Here is a 19,414-nt window from a genome sequence, read left to right on the forward strand (position 1 = left end):
TCACGCGAGGGCGCATGCTGGGCGCGCGGTGGACTACCGATGCACGGTGGCTGTACCTAACAGGTTTCATGCCAGTAGCTGCGTGCGAGAACGGCGCGGGCACGACGAGCGGCTCAGGCGTGCGCGGCGGCGAGGGCGACGAACAGCGTCGCGACCGTCAGGTCCGCGCTCGTACCGGGGTTCAGTCCGCGCGCCTTCAGTTCGGCGTCCCACCGGGCCAGCACGGTCCCGGCCGCGAGCGGCGCGCGACTCGTCACGAGATCGCGCCACCGCGCATGCACCTCGCGCGCCGTGTCCGTGACACTCTGCGCCAGCGCAGCGCCGTGCTTGCGCATAATGTGCGAATCGGGCCAGCCGCCGAGGAACGAAAAAAAGGCTTCCAGCGTGGCGGTTTCGAGTTGTCCTTCGCGAACCTGCGGCGCAATTGCCGCGCAGCAGGCAAAGACGTCGGCGAAGCCGTCGGCATACTGGCGCGCAATGCTGTCGCGCCCGGCCGCGAGCGCCATCGCCGCGCGCAGCCCGACGGTGGGCGGCGCATGGACCGATTGCTCGGGTGCGTCGCCGAGCCCCCCCGGATTGGCGAGGGCGATGGCTCGAAACGCGGCGCGGGCATCGTCGATATCGAGTGTCTGAAGCACGCGCTGCGTGGCTGAGTGCCAATCGCGCGCGTCGGGCGGAGCATCGAAGCCGTCGAGCGCCGCGGCCAGCGGTGCGACGAGCAGCACGATACCCAGATTCGTATTGCAGTCGACGGCCGCGCGCGTAACGCGGACGGCTTCGATCAGGCGGGTGCCCACGGGCGCGCCGGGTGTGAAAAGCGGCGCGACCGCCGCGCGTGCGCTCGAGATGAACTGCGCGGCCACCATGCCGTGTCCTGCGCTTTGTTCGCTGACGTTGCCCGGTTTGGCGACCTCGACATCGAGCCGGCAGGCCGCCAAAAACGCATCGGGCGCGGCCAGAGGAGCCGTGCGGCGGGGCGCGTGTTCACGCATGGCGTTTGGGCAGATCGATCACGCGCGAGCCATCGGCGGCCGCCGCGCCTTGTGTCAGGCCGAGCTTGCGTTCGAGCAGATCGTCGGCGAGCGCCCCGGCGATATCGACGGACGTGACCGATTGCAGCCCGCGCCAGGCCGCGACGCCATTGACTTCGAGCACGAGCGGGCGGTTCGGGTCGTCGGGATTCGGCATCAGATCGACGCCGCCGTAATCGAGCCCCAGTGCCGCGCTTGCGCTTACCGCGGTCCTGACGAGTGCCTCGTCGAGCTCGGCCGGCTCGCAGCGGGCACCTTGCGCGAAGTTGTGAATCCAGCCGTTGCCGCCCACGCGGCGCATTGCCGCCACGGCGCGCGAACCGATCACGAGCACCCGCCAATCGAAACCGGGGCTGCCGCCTTCCACATACCGCTGAAGATAGGCGACGTGCCGATACGGCGCGAGCCGCGGCAACGTCGCACCGGCGGCCGACGTGCCGCTCGTCTTGCGCGCGGCCGGCCGTAGGCCGCGCACGGGGCCGAGCCGCTGCAGTCCCTGCCCTTGCGAGCCGAACAAGGGCTTGATGACGAGCGCGCGCCCCGCGGCGGTTTCCCGCATCAGCAGCCGCTGCGCGAAAGCGGTCGACTCGCTCGCCCATGTCGGCGGTGTCGGCACGCCGTGGCGATGCAGCAAAAAGCTCGTCATCGATTTGTCGACGCTGCGCTCGATCGCGCGCGCATCGTTGTAGACCGGCACGCCCAACTCGCGCAGCGCGTGCAGGACGCCGAGCCGCAGCGTCACCTGCTCGAACGTGCCGCCCGCGATCCCGCGTACGAAGACCGCGTCGGGCAGGCCGTGTCCAAACCCCGGTATCGCGAGGCCGTGCGGCTGCCAGGTCGTATCGATGCGGCAATCGGCGAGATCGACGCAGCGGGCCTCGACGCCGCGCGCGCGGAAGGCTTTCTTGAGCCGGCCGGTGTGCCAACCCGTCTCGTCGGTCATGATCGCGATGCGCAGGCCCGTTGCCGCAGGCGTGCCGCGCATTGCGTGCAAAGAGGGATCGAGTGAGCTCATGTTCGATCCGGGAGGCTGTCATCGACGGCGCCGTTCCACTGTTGATGCAAGAGCGAGGCGTTGACCCCGCCCCCGTGCCAGGTCGCGCCGCTTTCCAGACTGCTGACCCACACTTCCGCCGGTGCGAACAGCGCGGGATCGATCTGATAAAAATCGTAGTTGAACGACGTGAATATCTCGGCGAACGGTCGCCCGTAATCGCGCGAGTTTGCACTGGGCAACTCGACGGCGAGCTTTTTCGCCGCTGCGTCGTGGCGCACCGTCAGATGCACGCGGCCGCCGTACAGAATGGCGTCGTTGGTGCGGCCCATGGCCTCGATGCCATCGGGCGAGGGGGGCGGCAGCGGCGCGCAGCCCGAGCCCTCCACGACTTCGTCGAGCGCCACGCCGAGCACATGTGTTTTGTGCAGCGCGACTTCGACGACACGGGCCACGACCTGCACGGTGCCGGCCAACGAGTGCGTCGGCGTGACGACGATCGTCAGCGCATCGGGAGCGAGGCCGCAGTCGCCGAGCACTTTGTCGATGATGATTTGCGGCGGCAGACGATCGACTTCGAGTACGAGCGCGCCGCGCGTGTGCGCGTCGCGGTAGCCGAGCTCGCCGAACAGCGGCTCCTTGCCCGCCAGCGCGCGTGCGGGACCGGAGCCGAGCGAGAAGAATTTCTTGCCGCCCGTCTGCTCTTTCGTGGCCGCGAGGCTCCAGCCCGCATACTGGCTGGCCAGGCAGGCCAGCACGGGCGAGGACGTATGGACTTCGATCGACGTGGGCCAAAGCGGGGCCGCGTCGAAGCTGGCCCGCAGGCCGACCGTGCCGAGCCCGCCCATGCAGATGCGTGCGACGAGCAGCCCGGCCTCGATGCCGCCCGGCGCATGTACGCCCGCGTCGGCGAGTACGGTCCCGGCGTCGGTCCGCGTCAGCGCGACGCCAAGCTGTCCGGCGTTGTCTAGCAGCGCTGCGACATGGCGCTCGCTGAGCGCGTTGACGCTGAGGGGTGCTTCGCGCTCAGGCTTGGGATGCGGTGAGGACATGGCGGAACTCGCGGGAAGGTAGGTCGATTCGGTCGAGAACGCGTGCGTGCGCCTGGTCGAGCGCATGCATGACGGCCTGGCGTGTCGGCGCGCGGGCGACGACCATGCAAAGCGGCTGCCCGGCTGCGATGTGCGTACCGGGCATGGGGATATCGCGGCAACCGGGGTCGGCGAGACAGGCATCGCTCAGTGTTTGCGATGCGTTGAATGCGTAGGGGGCGAACAAGACCTGCTGACCCGCGCACTGCCCGGCGGGGCCGGGCGGTACGGATGGCAGCCGCCCACGCATGCAGGCCGCGAGGTGGCACTCCAGCAAGCCCAGGGGCCAGTATTGCCCCCAGACGGCTTCGTACAGCGACATCGTCGCCGACGGCCGCGCATTGATTTCGAGCAGCGAGAACCCATCGTCGTCGAGCAGAAAATCGCAGCTGTTGATGCCGACGAGGCCCGTGTGCCGGCAGATTTCGCCGATGGCCTCGCGCAGCTGGGCGCCGAGACGGGGCGGCAACTCGATTGGCCCGATGGCGCCCGTATGCACGAACGGCAATCCGTCGATAGAGGCGTTCAATTCTTCGGCAAATCCGAGCACCGAGGCCGTGCCGTGCGCGGCGACGAACAGCGCCGAGCAGGGTTTGCCTCGCGTCCTGCGCTGAAAGTAGCTGGCCGGCGACGCAACGGCGCCTGCTGCTCCGGCAGGGACGATATGTGTGCCGCCGCAGCCGTCGGCCCGTTTGACGAGCCAGTCGGCGGCGGGCCCATCGGGGCGCTCGAATGAGACGGCCGGGTGCGGCACGCCGAGCGAGTCGAGCAGCGCGAAAAACCGCCGTGGCTCGCGCACGGCGCGGCGCGCCTCGGGACCGTTACCGATGAGCGCGGGCAGTCCCGCAAGCCCTGCGAGTTCGTCGACGAAAGGTTCGGTCCCGCTGCCCGCAATCCAGCCTGCCACGCGAGGCAGCCGGGCGATGCGGCGCAGCGCATCGACGAGGCGATCGGGATCGATCGCGAGCCCGTCGCCCGCGACGTCGAACCACAGCGCCGAGGCCGCGCGGGTATCGCGATCGCCGAAGATGTCGAGCGCGGCTGCCCGCAGCCCCGCTCGATGCGCGGACTGGGCGAGCATGCGTGCCGACAGCCCCGCGACCGCAATGAGCGGTGCGCTGCGTGAAGGCGCGAGCTGTGTCATGGGCGGCAAGGGCGCGGACGGCCTCGATGCGGGCATGGCCTGCCGGTCAACCGAGACCTGCGGCGACGGCGCGCGCTTCGTCGAAGGCTTGCGGAAAGCCCAGATAGACGGGCTTGCTGCTCGTGCGCATCTGAACGAACAGCCGGTGCTCGACCTGGTACTTGACGTTGCCGATCGCAAGCGCGCCGATGCCGACCGGGCCCGCATCGCCGGACGGCCCGATGGGCTTGCCGTCGTTCATGACGTTGACGCCGGCGATGCCTTCGGGCGGCACGGCGTTCACGTCGGCCGCGACGAGCAGACGCCTCGCATGCGCGAGATCCGCGGCACTGGCCACCTGGATGCCTGCCGTCGCGCAGGCCATCAGGATCTCCGTATCGGCGAGCGCGGCGTGCAGATCGTCTTCGCCGGCGGTGCTGACAGCCGTCGTCGTAATGCCGAAGCGTTGGTTGACCTCATCGCTGACCTGCCTCGCGCGCGCGAGCGAGCCGTGACTGGCGATGGTCACGTCCGCGCCCAGCGAGGCCGCCATCGCGGCCGCGACCCGGCCGACGGCGCCGGTACCGCCGAGGATCAACACGCGCTTGCCGCCGAGTTCCATACCATGCGCGCGCTTCATATGGCGCTCGACGAGTGCGACGAGCGCCGCGGCGGTCGTGTACGAGCCGCTCGGATCGGCGAACACCGAAACCTCGAACGGCGGCACCATGGCCTTGCGCGCGATCTCGAGCATATCCGCCGCGAGCATCACGTCGCGTCCGCCGATGAAAATGCCCGTACGCGACACGCCTTTCGGCCCCCGCGAAAAAATGGCGTCCTGCGTGAGATTGGTGACCATGCTTGCGTCGACCCCGCAATACGGCACGATCACCTGGTAGCCGGCGTCGGCCGCCATGTTGACATCGAACGGGCTCATCTGCGGCGTGGCCGTGAGCATATGGAGGATGTAAGGCCTTTCAGTGGCTTCTGACATGGCAACAACTCGCAGGTCGTGTGGTTGGGGCGGCAGGGGATGCAGCGGCGCCGAATGCTCCGGGGCTCATGCGGCGTCGACGCGCGCTTCGCGCGCACCCGCAACGCGGATCACCGCGCCGCGATTGCGCGCGGCGCACACCGCGCATTCGATATGGGGCTTGTCGCGAACCGCGGCGCGCGCCGCGAGGAGCGCCGCGTCGGCCTCCAGCGCGCTTGGCAAAAAGGCAAACCCCGTCGGGCCCCACGAGGTCTGGCCGATGCCGGCGGGCCGCCCGGCCGCCGCCGCGCGCAACGCGGCTTCGACATCGGGGCTGGCGAATACGCCGCCTTGCACCGGCGCGAAGTACTCGCCGATGATCTGTTGCATTTCGGTGATGCCGTGCGCGAAGGCATCGAAATCGCCATCGGCTGCCCCGGGCAGAATCCGCATCAGCGCAAGATGGCAAAGGTGAGCCGCCAACTGCTGCGGAAACGGCGCAAGCGCCGCAAGCCCGCGCCGTTCCGCTTCGCCAGAGAGGCCTTCGCGCGAGGTGTCCGTGACGAGCATGACGCGCCACGCATCGGGAAAAGGCTGGCGCGCGACGAGAGGCGGCACGCCTGCGCCACGGCGATCGCGCGGCGCGCCGCCGTCGAGCAGCAGGCCGCCCGAATCGAAACCGAGGATGCCGATGCCCGAGCGCCCGCCGCGGCCGAGCAAGTGGGCGAGCTCGGCGGTGGTGGTCGTGAGCCCCGTGAGCCGCGCGTAGGCTGCGCCGATCGTCAGTGCGAGCTGGGTGCCCGAGCCCAGGCCGCTATGCGCTCGCGGTGTGCGCAGGACGTTGAACGCGACGGGCGTCGGGCCGTATGCCGCATGCAGCCGTTCGAGACACCAGCCGATGCGGGCGCGTTCGCTGTCGGTCATCGTGCCCGCGATGGAATCCGTTTCAGCCAGACGCGCTTCGAGCTCGGTGCCGGCCCCGTCGATTACGAGCCCGAGACTGCCGAACACACGACCGAGCGATCCGCTCGGATCCAGAAAGCCGAGATGAAGCCGGGCCGGGGCGTCGATGGTCACCGTGCTGGGCGCCGACGTGCGGCGAAAATGAAGCGGCATCGCGTGGTCCTCGTGATGGCGTGGCGGTCCGGTGAAAGCGCCGGCTCGAGCCAGCGCCACATGCGCGAGACGTTGCCAAGCACGAGACGTACCATGCCCGATCGAGCGCGCCGACGCGCGGGGCGGCGGCACTGCCGCTTTCGGCGTGACAGCGCGTCATCCGCGGCCCGCTCAGCGGTTTGTGCCGGCCCAGACGCACACTGTCACGGATTGCGCGGCGCGCGCGTCAGGGGCATTCAGCTTTGCGGCGCGTCTTTGGGTGCGTCGTATTTGATGTAGCGAAAGCGCTGATCGTTGGATGGTGTGCCTTCGAGCGGCCCGCCTTCGCGGCCGGGTTGCCATTGCACGACCTCCTCGATCTTGCGCGCAAGCGCGAAGTCCTTGTCGGTGATGCCCTTCGCGGTGTGCGTCTTCAGCTTGACGATGACGAACGCATAGGAAACCGTGAGATCCGGGTGATGCCATGCGGCCTCGGCCAAGTGACCGATCGTCGCGACGACCATCAGCGTGCCTTTCCAGCTCTCGGTCTTGTACTTGCGCCGCAGCCACCCGTCTTCGAGATACCAGTGCTCGAGCGGACCGGCGAGACGTGCGCGGATCTCGTCGTCGGAATAGACGTGTTCGGATTGGCTCATGGTCGTTGTCTCCATGCGGAAAAAGTCCGTTCGACCTCGACTATACAAAAAGCGCAGAAACACTGCGGAAACACACCGGGAACTCAAACAGCATAAAGCGCGAAAGCGGCCGTCGGCTAAAGGAAAACCCCCATCCCGCCGAAAGGCGAACGGCATTGTGCCGCGCCAGCCGTTGCGCTATCGCGGTTTTGACACAGTATGTCTCGCTCCGCGTGCAGCGTGCCGCACGAACCGTTGCGGCCGGGCGCCCCTCTATCCGTGCCGGGCGACGTTCGGCACCCATCCGCGCGCGTGTCCGGTTGCGGCCGAGGGCCATGCGATGGGCGTCGGGACGACCTCGGGTGTGCCGGCCGTGCGTGCTGTGACGCGCATCGGCATGGATTATGCGTTGGAGCGCGATACGCCATGAAGCCCGCCGCCGAAGCGGGACACAAGCGTTGGATCGTTACCCGCATTCGAGAGGGCGCGCCCGATGCGATGAGTAGCGTGGGTCATTCGTGAGTTGAACTGCAAGACAATTCTGGAGGAGACATGAACTTACGCACCACGGTTCTTGGGCTCGCGATTCTCGCATCGGCGGGCTTTACCACACTCGCAGCGAACGCGGATTCAGAGCTTGACTCGGCAATCAAGAACTCCGCGAACTGGGCTTCCCAGTCGGGCGGGTACGACAATCACCGTTACAGCACACTCAATCAAATCAACGCCGGCAACGTCAAGAACCTGCAGGTGGTATGGACGATGTCGACGGGCGTGTTGCGCGGCCATGAGGGCTCGCCGCTCGTGATCGGCGACACGATGTATATCCATACGCCGTTTCCGAACAACGTGACGGCGATCAGCCTCAAGGACCAAACGTTTCTTTGGCAGTATCAGCCGAAGCAGGAAGATCAGGTCGTATCGGTGATGTGTTGCGACACCGTGAATCGCGGCCTGGCTTATGGCGACGGCAAGATCTTCCTCCAGCAGGCCGATACGACGCTCGTCGCACTCAACGCGAAAACAGGCGATGTCGTCTGGACGGTGAAGAATGGCGATCCCAAGAAGGGCGAAACCAACACCAACGCGCCGCATGTCTTCGGCGACAAGGTGCTGACGGGCATCTCGGGCGGCGAGTTCGGCGTGCGCGGGCGCGTCATCGCGTACGACATCAAGACGGGCAAGCCGGCCTGGACGGCGTACAGCACGGGCCCCGACAACGAGATCCTGCTCGACCCCGACAAAACGATGACCTATACCGACGGCAAAATGATGCCCGTTGGCAAGGACTCTTCGCTCAAGACCTGGAAGGGCGATCAATGGAAGATCGGCGGCGGCACGACGTGGGGCTGGTATGCGTGGGATCCGAAGCTGAACCTCGTCTACTACGGCTCGGGCAACCCGGGCACCTGGAACCCGACGCAGCGACCGGGCGACAACAAGTGGTCGATGACCATCTTCGCGCGTGACCTGAACACCGGCATGGCGAAGTGGGTCTATCAGATGACTCCGCACGACGAGTGGGACTACGACGGGGTCAATGAAATGATTCTGTCGGACCTCATGATCAACGGCAAGAAGACGCCCGCGATCGTCCACTTCGACCGCAACGGTTTTGCCTATACGCTGAACCGCGAGACGGGCCAATTGCTGGTCGCGCAAAAGTACGACCCGGCCGTCAACTGGGCCGATCGTATCGATATGAAGAGCGGCTTGCCGATTCGTAACGCTGCCTATTCGACGCAGGCAGCGGGCCCCGATCACAACGTGAAGAACATCTGCCCGTCGGCGCTTGGCTCGAAGGACGAACAGCCGGCTTCCTTCGATCCGAAGACGAGCCTCTTCCTCGTACCGACGAACCACGTGTGCATGGACTATGAGCCGTTCGAAGTCGATTACACGGCCGGTCAGCCGTATGTCGGCGCGACGCTGTCGATGTATCCGGGGCCGAACGACCCGGGCGTGGGCGCCGCGAACGCCGGCAAGACGGTCGACAAGGCAATGGGCAACTTCATTGCATGGGATGCGTCCAAGGGCAAGATCGTCTGGTCCAAGCCCGAGAAGTTCTCCGTGTGGTCCGGTGCATTGGCCACGGCCGGCAATATCGTGTTCTACGGCACGCTCGAAGGCTATCTCAAGGCAGTTGACATCAAGACGGGCAAGGAGCTTTGGAAGTTCAAGACGCCCTCGGGCATCATCGGCAACGTCTTCACCTACCAGTACAACGGCAAGCAGTACGTCGGCGTCTACTCGGGTATCGGCGGATGGGCCGGCATCGGGCTCGCCGCGGGTCTGAAGAAGTCGACCGAAGGTCTCGGTGCCGTGGGCGGTTATCGCGAACTGGCCAAGTACACGGCGCTCGGCGGCACGCTGTTCGTGTTCGCCCTGCCCGGCGGCGAAAAGAGCTGAGCCCTAGTACCGTGTCGTAGCAGTAGGTTGTAGCGGTATACGCCGCGCGTCACCGATCGGCTTTTAGGAGCGGGCGACGGGCGCGCGGCGGTTTCAAGCATCGAGCAGTATCGACATTTTCACTCGCCCGCCACGACGGCACGCCAACGCAGCGTCCCGGGGCATCACTATATCGAAGGAGACGTTGTATGAAAGGCCGTACCATCTTGTTGTCGACGACACTCGCCGCCGCCGTTGTCGCATTGCCCGTCGTCTATGCCCAGAACCAGCCGGCGCAGGCGCAGCAGGTGGCGTATAAGGTCGTGGACGGCAACAAGGTCGACGAGAATACGCTGCAGGGCTGGAAGACATGGCGTGCGCTCGATTGTCAGCGTTGCCACGGGCCGCAGCAGCAGGGGCTCGTCGGACCCTCCCTCATCGACGCACTCAAGGTCATCGACAAGAACGAATTCAAGCGGACCGTCTTCGGCGGCCGTCTTGCCAAGGGCATGCCCGATTTCAGCGCGAGCAAGAGAATGCAGGACCATTGGCAGGACCTGTACGCTTATCTGAAAGGGCGCTCGGACGGGAAGATCAACCCCGGCGATCTGAGTGCCATCGACAGCAAGTAACGCTCGCGCCGTCACTTCCCGGAGACACCGGATGCGTCATAGCAAATCAATGTCCGTGCATATCGTACTGTCGGCCACCGCGCTGTGCTGCGCGGCGCTCGCGAGCGCCGCCGTGCGTGCGGACGGCCCCGCGCTGCCCAACAACGACGGCGCGGATGGCGTGCTCAGAGTCTGCGCCGATCCGCACAACATGCCGTTATCCAACGACAAGGGCGAGGGCTACGAGAACAAGATCGCAGCGGAGATGGCGCACGATTTCGGCTACAAGGTCGAGTACACCTATTTCCCGCAGCGCATGGGTTTCGTGCGGCATACGCTGCGCGAGAAAGTTGCCGACAGCGATCGCTTCAAATGCGATCTCATCATCGGCGTGCCGAAGGGGTACGAGCTGACGTCGACGACGCACGCGTATCTGCACTCGACTTATGCGATGGTGGTGCCGAACAAGCCTGAGTTCGCATCGGTTAAAACGCCGGACGATCTGCTCAAGCTGCCCGCCGACGAGCTGCACAAGCTGCGCTTCGGCATCTTCTCGCAAACGCCGGCAGTCGACTGGCTGCTCGCTCACGGCTTGATCGACCAGGCGATGTCCTATCAGGTTCAAAGCGGCGATCCGCAAGCGTACCCGGGCGAGATGATCGAGCACGATCTGGCATCGGGCAACATCGATGTTGCATTCGTCTGGGGCCCGATTGCCGGCTACTTCGCCAAGCAATCGGGTGAAAAAGTGAGAATCGTGCCGTTTCCGCCGCAAAAGGGCATCCATTTCGACTACGAGATTTCGATGGGTGTCCGCTATGGCGAAAAGGCCTGGCACGACAAGGTCGATCAGTGGATTTCGGCGAATCAAGGCAAGATCGATCGAATTCTGTCGAGCTATAACGTGCCACTGCTCGAGCGTGCGGAGGCGACGCAATCGTCCGGCGCGGGCGGCTCGCAATGAGGGCGCGTATGCGTGCGGTCATCGCGCTCGCCTCTGCAGGGGGCATGGCGCTCGCGTGTGCCGGCGCCTTCGCGGCGGCGGAGGCGAGTGCGGTGGAGCCCCAGCCGTCGGCCGCGATTACCGCGGCCGAACATTTGATCTTCGAGATCGACCATCTGCACGAGGTGCCGGCCCAGACGGAACTCGACTATGCGATGGTGGCGGCCGGAGAAAAGGCCGAGCCTCCCGATGTCGTGCGCGTGCTCGTCGCGAGCAAGGGCAATGCGAAGGGCGATGCCAAGGTGTCCGATCGCGGCGGCGAGCACCCGCTGCCGACGAGCGGGCTGCCCTGCAATCCCGTCGTCATCTATTTCCTCGAACGCGATATCGCGGAGATGGAGGCGTTGACAGGCGGGCAGCGGCGTTATTTCCAAAAGCGGGTGCGTCTTGCGCTGGCCGAGGGACCGAAGATCGTATCGGCGACGGAGCATATCGGCGGCAAGACAGTCGCGGTGCGGCAGATCGTCATCCAGCCTTACTTGCACGATCCCAACGCGGAGCGCTTTGCACGCTACACCGGCAAACGCTATACGTTTGAACTCGCCGACGCACTGCCCGGACGGATTGCGCTGATCCGCACCGAGGTGCCGGGGCCGAACGACGATTTTGCTCACCCCGTGAAAACAGAAACGCTCAGCTTCCAGGCCGCGGTGAGCAAGCTGACGCCGCCCGGAGGTCCGCCTCCCGCCAAGCCCGGTGACGCTCCCCGCGCGAGCCGCTGACGCGGGTTGCCCGGGCGTTCGCGGTGCGAGCTCGCGCCGCGCCGCGGCGAGCGTTGCATTTCGACGAAGCAGTCAAACGTGAACTTCATTCGCTCGCTGACGCTGCGTCAGCTGCAAATCTTCATCGTCGCGAGCCGTCACGTGAGCTTCGCTCGAGCGGCCGAGGAACTGCATTTGACGCAGCCGGCGATCTCGATGCAGATTCGGCAGCTCGAAGACGCGATCGGGCTTGCGCTTTTCGAGCGCGTCGCGCGACGGCTGACACTGACCGAAGCCGGCGAGCGTCTGACGCATCATGCGAGCCGTATCCTCGGCGAGATCAAGGATGCGGAAGACGCCATGATGTCGCTGCAACTGGCCGACAGCGGATCGATCGCGGTGGGCATCGTCAGCTCCGCGACCTACTTCGCGCCTAAGCTGCTCGCGCTCTATTCGCGTCAGTATCCGAAGGTCGATGTGCATTTCTCGGTCGGCAACCGCGAATCGCTGTTGCGGATGCTGCAGGACAACGCCATCGATCTCGCGCTGATGGGCCGCCCGCCGGCCGAACTCGATACGACCGTCGAGCCGCTCGCATTCCACCCGCAGGTCATGATCGCGCCCGTCGATCATCCGCTCGTCGCAGCCAGACGGTTCGATTTGCAGGAGCTGCGCGGCGAGAAGTTCCTGCTGCGCGAGCCCGGTTCCGGCACGCGCATGGCGGCCGAGGAGATGTTTCGGCAGCACCTTTTTTCGCCGGCCAAGATCATCACGCTCGGCAGCAACGAAACGATCAAACAGGCCGTGATCGCGGGCATGGGGGTGAGCCTCATTTCGCTTCATACGTTGCAGCTGGAGCTGCGCTCGGGCGAGCTCGCCTTGCTCGACGTGAACGGTACACCCATCGAGCGAACGTGGCAGATCGTGCATATGCGCACGAAGCAGCTTTCGCCGACTTGCGTGCTCTTCAGACGTTTCCTGCTCGAGCATGCGGCACCGTATCTCGAACGCGAATACGGCGCGTTCGTCGAGCGGCGACCGGTGCACGAAGCGAAATAGCGCTAGCGAGCGGCGCGTCTGGCACATCCGGCGTACGCCGCTGCGCTAGACTGTCGGCTTGTTTCAGTCATGGACCTCCGCGCGCTTCGTCATGGACAAGCCGGTATTGCCGCTCACGTACGAACAGATCGATCATTGGATCGCCTCGCTGCAACCCGAACTTGCCCGCGAGGGCTTCACGCATGCCGTCGGGATTTTGCGCGGTGGCGCTTGGCCAGCCACGCTCGTTTCTCATGCCACGGGCGCCGTGCCAGCCTTTTTGCGGTACGAACGGGCCACACGGACCGCGGTATGGGATTCGTCGGTGCCGCTGCCGGCGCGCGGCAGCAAGGTACTGGTCTGCGAGGACATCGCCGGCGCGGGACACACGCTGGCCGATTGCGTGAGCTTCCTGCGCGAGCAGGGGCTCGTCGTCAAGACGCTGACCGTCGTCTTCGACGATCTGAGCCGTATGCGGCCCGATTACGGCATGGACTGTCGCGGCTATTTTGCGCTGCTTCCCTGGGAGCGGCATGCGTATACGGATCGCTACCGTGCACGGTGGCAGCACACACAGGCGGGCACGCTGGGGCCGATCGGCGAGGACCATGAATTTGCCGTCTATGCGATCGATCTCGATGGCGTGCTGCTTCCCGACGTCCCGCCGCATCGATACGATGCCGATCTGATGGCGGCACTCGAGGAACGCGATGCACTATTGCCATTCGAGCATTTGCCGCAGATCGATTTCTCGCGGACGCAGGCCATCGTGACGGGCCGGCCTGAAATCGACCGGGCGCGCACGGCGGATTGGCTCGCCCGCCACGGTTACGCCCATCTGCGTCTCGTCATGCGCGACCCGTCGAGACATGGCGAACATCCCGAACAGGTTGCCGCGTACAAGGCCGAAGCGGCGCTCGAATTGGCCTGCACGCACTTCATCGAAAGCGACCCGGTGCAGGCGATATTCATCGCGCAGCATGCGCCGCTTCTTCGCGTGGTCTGGTGGGACGCGGCGCGGCGCGCGGCGAAGCTCATCGCTACGCAAGCGTGGCGGGGCGCAGACGCCCCGACGCCCTGAGCGGCTTCGCCCCGGGTGGCTCGCGTGCCGCCCCGCAGTGCGCTCAGGCGAGGCCGAGCTCCAGCGCCGTGGCGTCGATTGCGTGCCGGGCCTTCGAGACGAGCTCGTCGATCTCACTGCGCGAGATGACGAGCGGAGGCGAGAGCAGCATGCGGTCGCCCGAGGCCCGCATGATGAGATTGCTGCCGAAGCTCAGATCCCGGCACAGCGCGCCCGTTTCGCCGCCCTGCGCGAAGCGCCGGCGGGCAGCTGGATTCTCGGCCAGCTGCAATCCTGCGACGAGGCCGGCGCCGGCAATTTCACCGACGATCGGATGGCCGGCGAACGCTTCGCGTAGGCACGCCTGGAAATAGGGCCCCGTATCGGTTTTCACGCGCGTGACGATTTGTTCGTCGCGTAAAAGCTCGAGGTTGGCTAGCGCCACAGCGGCAGCAACGGGATGGCCGGAATAGGTGAGCCCGTGGTTGAACTCGCCGTTCTCGATGATCGGTTGGGCGATGCGCTCGGTCAACGCCACCGCGCCCATAGGGACATAACCGCTCGTGAGCCCTTTGGCGAGTGTCATCAGATCGGGCTCGAAGCCGAAGTGCTGATGCGCAAACCACTCGCCGGTGCGGCCGAACCCGCCGATGACCTCGTCGGCCACGAGCAGCACGTCGTATTTTCGGCAGATCCGCTGGATCTCGGGCCAGTAGCTCGACGGTGGGACAATGACGCCGCCCGCGCCTTGGAACGGCTCGCCGATGAAGGCCGCGACGTTTTCCGCACCAAGCTCGAGGATCTTCGCTTCGAGCTGCCGCGCACGCGCGAGGCCGAACGCCTCGGGTGGGGTATCGGCTTGCGCTTCGCCGAAGTAGTAGGGCTGATCGATATGGACGATGTGCTCGACTTTCGACGGCATCTGCTCGTGCATGTAATCCATCCCGCCGAGTGTCGCGCCGGCAACCGTCGAGCCGTGGTAGCTGTTTCTGCGCGAGATGACATATTTCTTGCTCGGACGGCCTAGGGTCGCCCAATAGCGGTAGACCGTGCGCAGGACCGTATCGTTGCCTTCCGAACCGCTATTGCAATAGAAGAAGTGCGTGAAGGGCGGCGGCGTCAATTCGGCGAGCAGGGCCGAAAGTTCGATGACGGGGGGGTGCGTCGTCTTGAAGAAGGTGTTGTAGTACGGCAGCTCCCGCATCTGCCGATACGCGGCCTCGGCCAATTCGCGCCGCCCGTAGCCGACGTTCACACACCAGAGGCCCGCCATGCCGTCGATGATGCGATTGCCGTCCGAATCCCAGAGATAAACGCCCTGCGCCTTCACGATGACTCGGCTGCCCAGGCGGTTGAGCGTGCCCATGTCCGAGAACGGATGAAGGTGATGCGCGGCATCGAGCTCGCGGTATTCGGCGGTGCTGCGTGCCGGCGGGTGAGCCTGTTTCGCTTGCACGTCGATGTCCGCGGATCGTTGTAATTCGTCATTCATAGCGCCTCCGTTGCGCTCAGACATGCAGCAGCAGATGTTTGCGCTCCCAGGAACTGATGACCCTGAAAAACGCGTCGTATTCGGTTTCCTTCAGTGCGAGATAGGCTTTCACGAACGGCTCCCCGAGGATTTCCGCGAGCGGCTCGCAGGCACCCATCAGCGTGAGCCCGTCTTCGAGATTGCGCGGGAGTTGATAAGGCATCCGATAGCCGTCGCTCGAGAGCGGCTCGGTCGGCGTGAGGTTTTGAGTCATGCCGAGATAGCCCGCGGCCAATGTCGCCGCGATGGCGAGATAGGGGTTGCAATCGACGCCCGGGATGCGGTTTTCGATGCGGCGCGCCGCGGGTCGGGAGTGCGGGATGCGAAAGCCGACCGTTCGGTTGTCATAGCCCCAATGCACATTGATCGGCGCGGCCATGAAGCGCGACAGACGCCGGTACGAATTGATATACGGCGCGAAGATCGGCATCAGCGCCGGCGTGTATTTCTGCAGACCGGCCAGATAGCTGTAGAAGAACGGGGCCGGCTCGCCTTCGCGGGTCGTGAACAGATTGTCCCCGCTCGCTTCGTCGATGATGCTTTGGTGCACATGCATGGCCGAGCCCGGCTCGCCTTCCATCGGTTTGGCCATGAACGTCGCGTACATCTGGTGTCGCAAGGCCGTCTCGCGCACCGTTCGCTTGAAGAGAAAGACGCGGTCCGCGAGATTCAGCGGATCGCCGTGCAAAAAATTGATTTCCATCTGCGCCGCGCCGACTTCATGAATCAGCGTATCGATCTCGAGCTCCTGGACATCGCAATATTCGTAGATGTCCTCGAACAGCGGATCGAACTCGTTGACGGCGTCGATCGAGTAGGCTTGCCGGCCCGTCTCCGCGCGGCCCGTGCGGCCGATGGGCGGGCGAAGCGGCAAGTCCGGGTCCTTGTTCATGTCGACGAGATAGAACTCGAGCTCCGGTGCGACGACGGGCTTCCAGCCTTTTGCCGCATAGCGCTCGAGCACGCGGCGCAGCACGCGCCGCGGCGAGATCTCGACGGGCGTGCCGTCGAAGTGAACGCAGTCGTGAATGACCTGGGCCGTTGGATCGACGGCCCAGGGGATGATGCGGATCGTCGACGGGTCGGGGACGCAGACCATGTCCGGGTCCGTGACGCCGGTGAGGGCGCTGCCGGCGGGATAGTCGCCCGTCACCGTCTGGATCATGACGGCCTGCGGCAGCCGCATCGCTTCGCCGGACTCGAACTTGCTGCGCGGGATGATCTTGCCGCGCGCGACGCCCGCCATGTCCGGGATGATCGCTTCGATTTCGGTGATGTGATGCTTTTTCAAGAATTCGTCGATGTCATGCATGATCGTTCTCTCGTTGTGTTGCGGGCAATCCCCGCCCGCCGAAAAAGCGCGGCTCGCCCGGTATCGCGATGAACGGCGACCATAGCGGCCCGGTACGCTGTTGACGCAGCAATCGATAAAAAGCGGACTGTCGTCAGCGCGCGGCGCCGCGCGTCATCAAAAGCCAGGTGTTTCTCGCCGCGTCGCGGGCGCGCGCGGGCCCGACACGGTTCGCATATGACGCGATCGTGCGCGGGGCGAGCGACGCCATGCCGTGCGCGCGAAAAGCACGCAGGCAGATGACATGGATGAACGGAAGGTGAGGGACGCTACGGCAGCAGCGAAGCGACTTCGTCGGTGTGCACGGCGATGGATGCGCGTGGGGCGGTAGCGTTGTGACGTCGAACGGAACGGCTGGACAAGACCGTGAAGACGGACAGGAAGCGGCGAAACGCAAGCTTGCCGCAGCGGCCGTCGGCAGGGGCGCGATCAGCGCGAAGACACCTCGCGGGCTGAGGACGTTCCCACCTGACCAAAGGGCCTCGGACTCTCACGATGACACCCGACTTGGCAACATTGAAGAGGGTGATGCCTTCGCTTCGCCGAGGATCGAAACGCCCGACGAAACGGGGCAACGGCCTGGCCGAACCGGCGCAGCAGCGGCAAGACGGCGTACGGCCTGTGTCTGAAGCATATACGAGTCGCGGCGCTTTCGCACGCGCGTGGCCTGTGCCGGCCAGCCGAATAAGGGGCAGGACTTGCTGTGGCGTCGACACGACAAACGTCTGACATTTTCGAGATGAAGTGTGTCGGGTTTTGATATATTGACGGAATGTTACAAATTGTAATATGTATAACTAAATGAATAATAAGATAGACCAGCTTGTACACCACAAGCTCCGAGGGGTGCCAGAGGCAGGGATCGAACGAGGTAATAGGCGCACTGAATTCGATGATGGAGTTCTCGTCGATGTTCGGAAAATCTTGGGCGCGGATGGTTTGCTTGACAGTGCGGAAGTCACTCACCATCGTTGGTGCGTTTGCGAGGTTGACGACAAGGCGCTCTTTGATGAGGATGCGCGTCGTCTAGCGAATGCTTTTCGGGCTGAAAACTCCGACCGCTTTTACGTGGTTCGTGTGTGTGATCTTCTGGGGTCCGGAAGTCCCGTGATCGCATATCGGTTTAGTGCTACTCAGGAGGAGATAGAGACGTTCCAGGGTTCCACGTGGTTTGAAATAAATCTCGATGATTGCTTGCTGTTCAACCTACCTTTTACATGCGCTGTTCTCCGCCCCGGAAGTGTCGATGCGACGAAGTTTGTGGGAGGCGCCACGTTTATAGCGAAGATGGAACAGGGTTGAAATGATCCTACAACAAGCAGTTGCATCCGGACGAGCGAAAGTGGAGCACGGGTCATGCGGCAGCGATGGTTGTATTTGGTGCAGGCTGAGAGCAAGCGTCGGGCACATCAGGATGTTTTATTTATGATTTAAATCGGGGAAATTAAAAGATGAAGATTTTAATTAAAGTTGCTTTCGGGGTTTTGGTGGCATCTTCGCTAGTCAGCTGTGCCGTATCCGTCGCCCCGGGAGAGGGCGCGCAAAAAATTTCGGATGCGTCGCAGGAGTCATTGAAGCAGCAATTCGTAGTCGGCACTGCCACACGCGATCAAGTTGTTGAACAACTCGGCGCGCCATCGACCAAGTCGACCGCTGGTAGCTATGAAATCTGGACATATCGGTATGTTAGGCGAGCAGCGGTCGGCGTCGTGTTCGTTGGCATACCGGTAGGCACTACGAAGACGGCAACGTTCTATTTCGACAATGCGAGTGGCGTGCTGAGCAAGATGGAGTTCGAATCGCACACGGGTTGAGCGGTCGAGTTCCCAAACGGGAGCGAGAAGATTCGGTGTCTCCCGAACGAGGGAACTGCAAGAGATCGGTGCCGGGATGCCGTGAATGGCATTTCGGTGAATCTGTCAAAGCCAAACGGTCAACCAGGTACGGGCACCCCGTGCAAACGATGGGCGTATGTTTGGCACAAACGTAAGCGCGGGTGGATCTCGAATCGTGGGAATGCTCGTGCAGGCCGACGTCCAGATCGCCCGTGAAAACCTTCATATCTGTCGAGTGAAAATGTTCGGTTCGATTTCAAAAATTGTCTTTCTCGTAACACCTACGACACTGCTGGCTGCATGCGCCTTCTTGCAACCGACTCATTATGTCGACACCCTCACCCCGGACTACGATCCGACCGTATCAGCGCGTGTGAGAATCTTGTCGGCGAACGGCCCGGCACGGAGCGCCTCATTCTGGCCGGGGAGTTGCTACAAACCATGGAGCGACACAACGGGTGTGAGGGTGTCGGACGGCTTCCTTGCCTCGTGGAAATATTCATCGCGAAGCGTGGTAATCGGCATGCCGCCGAGTCCGCGCGCATGGATGCGAAGCGATGGTCTCGTGAACAAGGACCTTATCAGGGAGTATGTGGTCCCGGCTGGGAAACCGATTACGTTATCGCTGGCTATGAGCAGTTACGCCGGACAGTATGGTGGGACAACTGGATGCGAGCCGCCAGCCGTGACATTCACGCCTTCGGCCGGCTGGGATTACGACGTTTTTCTGGATAGCGGACACGGTCGATGCTGGACTTCTGTTCGACATATCGACGGTCTGGCTATGGATGATCCGGTTGCTTTGAAACGCGCGCCGAAATGCCCAGTTGATGCGGCGGAGGCTCAGATCGCGCCGGCGATCCGGTAGTGGGGCAGATTGCATTCCGCACCGACCTCTTGTACCTCCGCGGTTCCGGGAAACACTGAACCGTTCTCCAAACTCGCTTCGTGTGC

At 64.2% G+C, this 19,414-nt stretch carries 18 protein-coding genes; 8 read left to right on the forward strand and 10 right to left on the reverse strand.

All coding sequences use genetic code 11. The features are described 5' to 3' along the window. Nucleotides 1-113: 113 nt before the first annotated feature. The 7 genes from ACO1XS_RS05190 to ACO1XS_RS05220 form a co-directional block, all read right to left on the reverse strand. Nucleotides 114-992 carry a triphosphoribosyl-dephospho-CoA synthase gene (locus tag ACO1XS_RS05190; RefSeq protein WP_486390150.1) on the reverse strand — a complete coding sequence of 293 codons (879 nt, stop codon included), beginning with the start codon at nt 990-992 and terminating at the stop codon, nt 114-116. Then, nucleotides 985-2,046 (reverse strand): ATP-grasp domain-containing protein, encoded by a 1,062-nt coding sequence (locus ACO1XS_RS05195; protein WP_486390151.1) that lies wholly within the window; start codon nt 2,044-2,046, stop codon nt 985-987. The genes ACO1XS_RS05190 and ACO1XS_RS05195 overlap by 8 nt, the downstream gene beginning before the upstream one ends. Further along, the gene (gene mch / locus ACO1XS_RS05200; protein ID WP_331565943.1) at nt 2,043-3,077 is read right to left on the reverse strand and encodes a methenyltetrahydromethanopterin cyclohydrolase; all 1,035 of its coding nucleotides are present in this window, start codon (nt 3,075-3,077) and stop codon (nt 2,043-2,045) included. Before mch ends, ACO1XS_RS05195 begins: the two co-directional genes overlap by 4 nt. Continuing rightward, nucleotides 3,052-4,260, reverse strand: a complete 1,209-nt coding sequence (locus tag ACO1XS_RS05205) for an ATP-grasp domain-containing protein (protein ID WP_486390152.1) — start codon at nt 4,258-4,260, stop codon at nt 3,052-3,054. The genes mch and ACO1XS_RS05205 overlap by 26 nt, the downstream gene beginning before the upstream one ends. A gap of 46 nt (nt 4,261-4,306) precedes the next feature. Then, entirely contained in the window at nt 4,307-5,233 is a 927-nt protein-coding gene (locus tag ACO1XS_RS05210) for an NAD(P)-dependent methylenetetrahydromethanopterin dehydrogenase (RefSeq protein ID WP_331565939.1), read from the reverse strand. Between the two features lie 66 nt (nt 5,234-5,299). After that, nucleotides 5,300-6,328: a beta-ribofuranosylaminobenzene 5'-phosphate synthase family protein gene (locus ACO1XS_RS05215; RefSeq protein ID WP_331565937.1), complete on the reverse strand. Its 1,029-nt coding sequence runs from the start codon at nt 6,326-6,328 to the stop codon at nt 5,300-5,302. 236 nt (nt 6,329-6,564) lie between these two features. Further along, the gene (locus tag ACO1XS_RS05220) at nt 6,565-6,963 is read right to left on the reverse strand and encodes a 4a-hydroxytetrahydrobiopterin dehydratase (RefSeq protein WP_331565935.1); all 399 of its coding nucleotides are present in this window, start codon (nt 6,961-6,963) and stop codon (nt 6,565-6,567) included. Between the two features lie 531 nt (nt 6,964-7,494). Between ACO1XS_RS05220 and ACO1XS_RS05225 the strand changes: the two genes are divergently transcribed. From ACO1XS_RS05225 to ACO1XS_RS05250, 6 genes are all read left to right on the forward strand, one after another. Next, nucleotides 7,495-9,351 (forward strand): methanol/ethanol family PQQ-dependent dehydrogenase, encoded by a 1,857-nt coding sequence (locus ACO1XS_RS05225; RefSeq protein WP_331565933.1) that lies wholly within the window; start codon nt 7,495-7,497, stop codon nt 9,349-9,351. Nucleotides 9,352-9,539: 188 nt separating this feature from the next. Beyond that, nucleotides 9,540-9,962 (forward strand): c-type cytochrome, encoded by a 423-nt coding sequence (locus ACO1XS_RS05230; RefSeq protein ID WP_331565931.1) that lies wholly within the window; start codon nt 9,540-9,542, stop codon nt 9,960-9,962. A gap of 31 nt (nt 9,963-9,993) precedes the next feature. After that, nucleotides 9,994-10,905 (forward strand): substrate-binding domain-containing protein, encoded by a 912-nt coding sequence (locus ACO1XS_RS05235; protein WP_331565929.1) that lies wholly within the window; start codon nt 9,994-9,996, stop codon nt 10,903-10,905. Nucleotides 10,906-10,913: 8 nt separating this feature from the next. Further along, the gene (locus ACO1XS_RS05240; RefSeq protein ID WP_331565927.1) at nt 10,914-11,666 is read left to right on the forward strand and encodes a hypothetical protein; all 753 of its coding nucleotides are present in this window, start codon (nt 10,914-10,916) and stop codon (nt 11,664-11,666) included. Nucleotides 11,667-11,744: 78 nt separating this feature from the next. After that, on the forward strand, nt 11,745-12,704 hold the full coding sequence (locus tag ACO1XS_RS05245; RefSeq protein ID WP_331565925.1) for a LysR family transcriptional regulator: 960 nt from the start codon (nt 11,745-11,747) through the stop codon (nt 12,702-12,704). 91 nt (nt 12,705-12,795) lie between these two features. After that, a complete protein-coding gene (locus ACO1XS_RS05250) occupies nt 12,796-13,764 on the forward strand; it encodes a phosphoribosyltransferase (RefSeq protein WP_331565923.1) in 969 nt (322 codons plus the stop codon). 43 nt (nt 13,765-13,807) lie between these two features. Here the strand turns inward: ACO1XS_RS05250 and ACO1XS_RS05255 are convergent, their stop codons facing one another. The 3 genes from ACO1XS_RS05255 to ACO1XS_RS05265 form a co-directional block, all read right to left on the reverse strand. Next, on the reverse strand, nt 13,808-15,235 hold the full coding sequence (locus tag ACO1XS_RS05255) for an aspartate aminotransferase family protein (RefSeq protein WP_331565921.1): 1,428 nt from the start codon (nt 15,233-15,235) through the stop codon (nt 13,808-13,810). 16 nt (nt 15,236-15,251) lie between these two features. Continuing rightward, nucleotides 15,252-16,586, reverse strand: coding sequence for a glutamine synthetase family protein (locus ACO1XS_RS05260; protein WP_331565919.1), 1,335 nt, complete (start codon nt 16,584-16,586; stop codon nt 15,252-15,254). A 308-nt stretch (nt 16,587-16,894) separates the two neighbouring features. Continuing rightward, nucleotides 16,895-17,119 carry a hypothetical protein gene (locus ACO1XS_RS05265; RefSeq protein WP_331565917.1) on the reverse strand — a complete coding sequence of 75 codons (225 nt, stop codon included), beginning with the start codon at nt 17,117-17,119 and terminating at the stop codon, nt 16,895-16,897. Between the two features lie 957 nt (nt 17,120-18,076). On the opposite strand from ACO1XS_RS05265, the gene ACO1XS_RS05270 reads away from it, so the two are divergent. Together ACO1XS_RS05270 and ACO1XS_RS05275 are read left to right on the forward strand one after the other, a co-directional pair. After that, nucleotides 18,077-18,439 carry a hypothetical protein gene (locus ACO1XS_RS05270; protein ID WP_486390153.1) on the forward strand — a complete coding sequence of 121 codons (363 nt, stop codon included), beginning with the start codon at nt 18,077-18,079 and terminating at the stop codon, nt 18,437-18,439. Nucleotides 18,440-18,641: 202 nt separating this feature from the next. Beyond that, nucleotides 18,642-19,328 (forward strand): hypothetical protein, encoded by a 687-nt coding sequence (locus ACO1XS_RS05275; protein WP_486390154.1) that lies wholly within the window; start codon nt 18,642-18,644, stop codon nt 19,326-19,328. The last annotated feature ends 86 nt before the right edge of the window (nt 19,329-19,414 follow it).

Source organism: Trinickia sp., from assembly GCF_057351765.1.

Bases quoted from the DNA above. Each gene is read 5' to 3' on its own strand.
- ACO1XS_RS05190 (WP_486390150.1), bottom strand. From the start codon at position 992: ATGCGTGAACACGCGCCCCGCCGCACGGCTCCTCTGGCCGCGCCCGAT.
- ACO1XS_RS05195 (WP_486390151.1), bottom strand. From the start codon at position 2,046: ATGAGCTCACTCGATCCCTCTTTGCACGCAATGCGCGGCACGCCTGCG.
- mch (WP_331565943.1), bottom strand. From the start codon at position 3,077: ATGTCCTCACCGCATCCCAAGCCTGAGCGCGAAGCACCCCTCAGCGTC.
- ACO1XS_RS05205 (WP_486390152.1), bottom strand. From the start codon at position 4,260: ATGACACAGCTCGCGCCTTCACGCAGCGCACCGCTCATTGCGGTCGCG.
- ACO1XS_RS05210 (WP_331565939.1), bottom strand. From the start codon at position 5,233: ATGTCAGAAGCCACTGAAAGGCCTTACATCCTCCATATGCTCACGGCC.
- ACO1XS_RS05215 (WP_331565937.1), bottom strand. From the start codon at position 6,328: ATGCCGCTTCATTTTCGCCGCACGTCGGCGCCCAGCACGGTGACCATC.
- ACO1XS_RS05220 (WP_331565935.1), bottom strand. From the start codon at position 6,963: ATGAGCCAATCCGAACACGTCTATTCCGACGACGAGATCCGCGCACGT.
- ACO1XS_RS05225 (WP_331565933.1), top strand. From the start codon at position 7,495: ATGAACTTACGCACCACGGTTCTTGGGCTCGCGATTCTCGCATCGGCG.
- ACO1XS_RS05230 (WP_331565931.1), top strand. From the start codon at position 9,540: ATGAAAGGCCGTACCATCTTGTTGTCGACGACACTCGCCGCCGCCGTT.
- ACO1XS_RS05235 (WP_331565929.1), top strand. From the start codon at position 9,994: ATGCGTCATAGCAAATCAATGTCCGTGCATATCGTACTGTCGGCCACC.
- ACO1XS_RS05240 (WP_331565927.1), top strand. From the start codon at position 10,914: ATGCGTGCGGTCATCGCGCTCGCCTCTGCAGGGGGCATGGCGCTCGCG.
- ACO1XS_RS05250 (WP_331565923.1), top strand. From the start codon at position 12,796: ATGGACAAGCCGGTATTGCCGCTCACGTACGAACAGATCGATCATTGG.
- ACO1XS_RS05255 (WP_331565921.1), bottom strand. From the start codon at position 15,235: ATGAATGACGAATTACAACGATCCGCGGACATCGACGTGCAAGCGAAA.
- ACO1XS_RS05260 (WP_331565919.1), bottom strand. From the start codon at position 16,586: ATGCATGACATCGACGAATTCTTGAAAAAGCATCACATCACCGAAATC.
- ACO1XS_RS05270 (WP_486390153.1), top strand. From the start codon at position 18,077: ATGAAGATTTTAATTAAAGTTGCTTTCGGGGTTTTGGTGGCATCTTCG.
- ACO1XS_RS05275 (WP_486390154.1), top strand. From the start codon at position 18,642: ATGCTCGTGCAGGCCGACGTCCAGATCGCCCGTGAAAACCTTCATATC.